The organism is Streptomyces sp. SP17BM10 (genome assembly GCF_036322405.1).
Lineage (GTDB): Bacteria > Actinomycetota > Actinomycetes > Streptomycetales > Streptomycetaceae > Kitasatospora.
Window position 1 is genome coordinate 1 of record NZ_JAQYXB010000347.1, and the last position, 363, is coordinate 363.

Below are 363 nucleotides of genomic sequence, written 5' to 3' on the forward strand. Positions count from 1 at the left end.
ACGCGCGAGTATCGTGCGATGTTAGTCGGGGTCATCTCCGGGCGGCTAGACCGGGGTTGGCTTGAGCAATTAGTTGTCGGGGTGGTTCGTGTTGGTGTCTGTTGTGTCGGTGGACGGTGACCCGGGAGGAGCGAGCTGGAGGCAAGTCCTCGGCGGTCCCGTGCCAGACGACGACACCGCCGGACAGGACGGCCCTGAGCCGCTTCCCGCGACCCTGGAGCGGGGGACCGAGTCACTGACGCTCCAGCGGGGCCGGGCCGAGGTGCGCCCGATCAACAGCCGCTACTGGCGCCTCTGATGCGCCCCTGATGGCTCCCGCCGCACTGGCGCCGCGTGCGGCGGGATTCCTCGGGCCGGCCGCCG

Annotated in this window: 1 protein-coding gene; it reads left to right on the forward strand. The window is 70.2% G+C overall.

Going from position 1 to position 363, the window contains the following annotated elements; genetic code table 11:
- The first annotated feature begins 160 nt into the window (after window positions 1-160).
- Window positions 161-298 (forward strand): hypothetical protein, encoded by a 138-nt coding sequence (locus tag PUR71_RS02725; RefSeq protein WP_329924679.1) that lies wholly within the window; start codon window positions 161-163, stop codon window positions 296-298.
- The last annotated feature ends 65 nt before the right edge of the window (window positions 299-363 follow it).